Raw genomic sequence first — 3,357 nt, 5'->3', positions numbered from 1 at the left:
AACAGCGCGTGGGCATCGCCCGCGCCATCGCCTCTAACCCGAAGATGGTCATCTGCGATGAGCCGGTCTCGGCGCTGGACGTCTCGGTGCAGGCGGCGGTGCTGATGCTCCTGCAGGAGATACAACACCAGTTCCAGACGGCGATGATCCTGATCTCGCATGACCTGAGCAGTGTGCGCTTTTTCTCCGACTATGTGGCGGTAATGTATCTGGGGAAGATCGTCGAGTACGGCCAGGTGGAGGAGATCTTCTCACCGCCCAGCCATCCGTATACGGCCGCACTGCTGGCGGCGGTGCCGCGGCCGGACCCGACGCTGAAACAGGAGTTTATCCGCTTACGCGGGGAGATCCCCAGCCCGGTGAATCCGCCGGCCGGCTGTCGCTTCCACACGCGCTGTCCGTACAAGCTGGGGGAGATTTGCGAGCGGGAGGAGCCGCCGGCGCGCCGCGTGAGCATGGACCACATCATCTACTGTCATCTGCCGGCCGATACCCTGCAGGCCATTCATCCGGTGATCCGCCGCAGTGCATGAGGCCGGCGGCAGGATCAATCGTAGAAAAGCTCGCCTTTCACGAACGCACGGAGGAGAACCAGAATGAGCCAGGAAGAACTGTTTTTCATGCGCAAGCCGTGGGTGTATGATCCCAAGGCGCCGAAGCGCCGGCGGCCGGACGCCCATCTGGGGTTCGACACGCGTGCCCTACACGCCGGCTTTCGGCCGCTCAAGGATATGGGCAAGTTCAATACCTTCACTGTCCCCATTATCCAGTCCATGACCTTCCCGTACGAGCGCTTTGACAAAATCCCGTACCCGGTGTACGGCCGCACCAAGACCCCGACGGCGGCGGTGCTGGAAGAGCGGCTGGCCTCTCTGGAGGGCGGGGAAAGCGCCGTGCTGGCCGGCTCCGGCTCTCAGGCGCTCTTCAATCTTATCTTCACCATTGCCCGGCCGGGCGACAACGTGGTCACCACCCTTAATACCTTCGGCGAGGGGTACAAGCAGGCCTCCAGCATCTTCCCCGAGCGCTGTCACGTGGAATTCCGCTTCGTCAAAGACCCCGCCAACCCCGATTCCTGGGCCGAGCAGATTGACAAGCGCACGAAGCTGGTATGGGTGGAGACGCCCAGCAACCCGTGCCTGTTCGTGACCGACATCAAGGCGGTGGCGGATGTCGCCCATGCGCACGGGGTGCCCCTGCTGGTGGATAACACCACGCTGACGGCGGCACTGCAGAAGCCCATGGAGCTGGGCGCGGACATTGTCCTGCTCTCCATCACCAAGTTCCTCTCCGGCAATGCCACAGTCATCGGCGGCGCCATCGTCGGGCCGGAGGACCTATGCGAGGATATCCGCTGGAACACCACGGAGTTCGTCGGTTCCATCATGGACCCGCTGTCCTCCTGGCTGACCCTGCAGTATCTGGAGACGCTTTCCCTGCGCATGGAGCGGCACAGCTCCAACGCCCAGAAGGTGGCGGAGTTCCTGCACGATCACCCCAAAGTGCGCTGGGTGAATTACCCCGGCCTGCCGGATCACCCTCAGCACGAGCTGGCCAAGCGCCAGGCGAAGGCACAGGGCGGCCTGCTCTCGTTCGTGGTGCCGGGCGGCATCGCCGGCGCGGCCAAGGTCATCGACAGCTTCCAGCTCATCATCCATGCGGTGACCTTTGGCACCAGCCGCACCATCTGCATGCACCCGGCGACCATCACCCATGAACATATGACGCCAGAGGAGCGCGCCGCCGCCGGCATTGACGACGGCCTCATCCGCCTGTCGGTGGGTCTAGAAGACCCCGATGACATCATTGCCGATTTGGACCAGGCGCTCTCCCGGCTATAATAGGCGGCAGTTCGCGTTGGCGCGGGAGGTCCCATGACACTGCATGCGGTCATCATCGGCGCCGGCTCCACCGGGGCCGCCGTCGCCCACGACCTGACCCTGCGCGGCTACCGCGTGACAGTGGTCGAGCGGGGCGAAGTGGCCTGTGAGACCACAGGGCGCAATCACGGCTTACTGCACTCCGGGGCGCGCTATGTGCTGAACGACCCGCCGGCGGCGCGCGAGTGCGCCGAGGATAACGCGCTGATGCGCAAGCTGATGCCCGATATCCTGGAGCTGAACGGTGGGCTGTTCGTGGCGCTGAACGAGGAAGACCTGTCCTACAAAGACGCGTTCCTCGAGGCGTGCGCCCAGGCCGGCGTGCCGGCGGAGGAGATACCGGTCCAAGAGGCTCTGCGCCTGGAACCCAATCTCAATCCGCACATCCTGGCGGCGGTGAAGGTGCAGGACGGCGTCTTTGACCCCTTCCACTTCACGCTGGCGTTCCTGGCCACTGCCAAACAGCACGGCGCGGTCGTGCACACCTATACCGAAGTGATAGACCTGCTCTGGAACGGGCGCTCGGTGAGCGGGGTAAAGGTGCGCGATCGACGCGACGGGCGCGAGTATACCATTGGGGCGGACCTGGTGGTGAATGCCGCCGGCCCGTGGGCGGGGCACATCGGCGCCATGGCGCACGTGGATATTGGCGTCCTGCCGGTGGCCGGCACGATGGTCGCGGTGGGCCGGCGGTGGGTGCGGCGCGTCATCAACCGGCTCTGCCCGCCCTGCGACGGCGGCATCATCGTGCCCCAGCGGCGCAACTCGGTGGTGGGCACCACCTCCTGGCCGGTGGAGAACCCGGACTACATCGCCATCCCGCCCGAGCAGGTAGAGGCCATGCTGGCAGCCGGCGAGGAGTTCATCCCGGGATTCCGAAGTGCTCCTCTGCGCGGTATTTCGGCCGCGGCGCGCCCACTGCTCCGCGAATCCAGCCAACTGGTGGCGGCGGACCCCGGCGCGCGCGGCATCACCCGCGGCTTTTCCTGCTTCAACCACGCCGGCGACGGCGCACCGGGGCTGTTCTCCATCATCGGCGGGAAGACCACCACCTCGCGTCTGATGGCCGAGGTCATGGGCGATGTCATCAACGAGGCGACGGGCATCACCGCTCCCTGCCGCACGCGGGAAGTGCCGCTACTGCCGTACCACGCGTTTTACGTTTGAGGCGGGACTCTGGGATTCGGAGGGATATCGTGCGGACGCTCAACCTGCGCATTTTACGCGGCGGTCCCGGCCGGCCGGCGACCTATCAGACGTATCAGGTCTCCGTGGATGAGCATCTGAATATCCTGGATGCCGTGCAGAAGGTCTGGGCGACCCAGGACCCGACCCTGCTGTTCCGGCACGCCTGCCATCACGCCTCCTGCGGGCTGTGCGGCGTGCGCGTCAACGGACGTGAGCGGCTGATGTGCCTGACCCCCATCGCCGAGTTTCCGGAAGGTGCCACGGTGACGCTGGAGCCCCTGCGGACCTT

General features: G+C 65.3%; 4 protein-coding genes. All 4 read left to right on the top strand.

The annotated features are described in order from the left end of the window. A partial coding sequence (locus H5T60_13145; protein ID MBC7243376.1) for an ABC transporter ATP-binding protein occupies window positions 1-533 on the top strand: 533 nt, incomplete at its 5' end. Between the two features lie 63 nt (window positions 534-596). Then, complete coding sequence (locus H5T60_13140) at window positions 597-1,841, top strand: aminotransferase class I/II-fold pyridoxal phosphate-dependent enzyme (GenBank protein MBC7243375.1); 1,245 nt, start codon at window positions 597-599, stop codon at window positions 1,839-1,841. 33 nt (window positions 1,842-1,874) lie between these two features. Then, window positions 1,875-3,047 carry an FAD-dependent oxidoreductase gene (locus tag H5T60_13135; GenBank protein MBC7243374.1) on the top strand — a complete coding sequence of 391 codons (1,173 nt, stop codon included), beginning with the start codon at window positions 1,875-1,877 and terminating at the stop codon, window positions 3,045-3,047. Between the two features lie 29 nt (window positions 3,048-3,076). Next, window positions 3,077-3,357: 2Fe-2S iron-sulfur cluster binding domain-containing protein (locus tag H5T60_13130; protein MBC7243373.1), on the top strand; the 281-nt coding region annotated here is incomplete at its 3' end.

The organism is Anaerolineae bacterium (assembly GCA_014360855.1).
In the GTDB taxonomy this organism is placed as follows: domain Bacteria; phylum Chloroflexota; class Anaerolineae; order JACIWP01; family JACIWP01; genus JACIWP01.
This window is presented reverse-complemented; position numbering and strand designations above follow the sequence as displayed.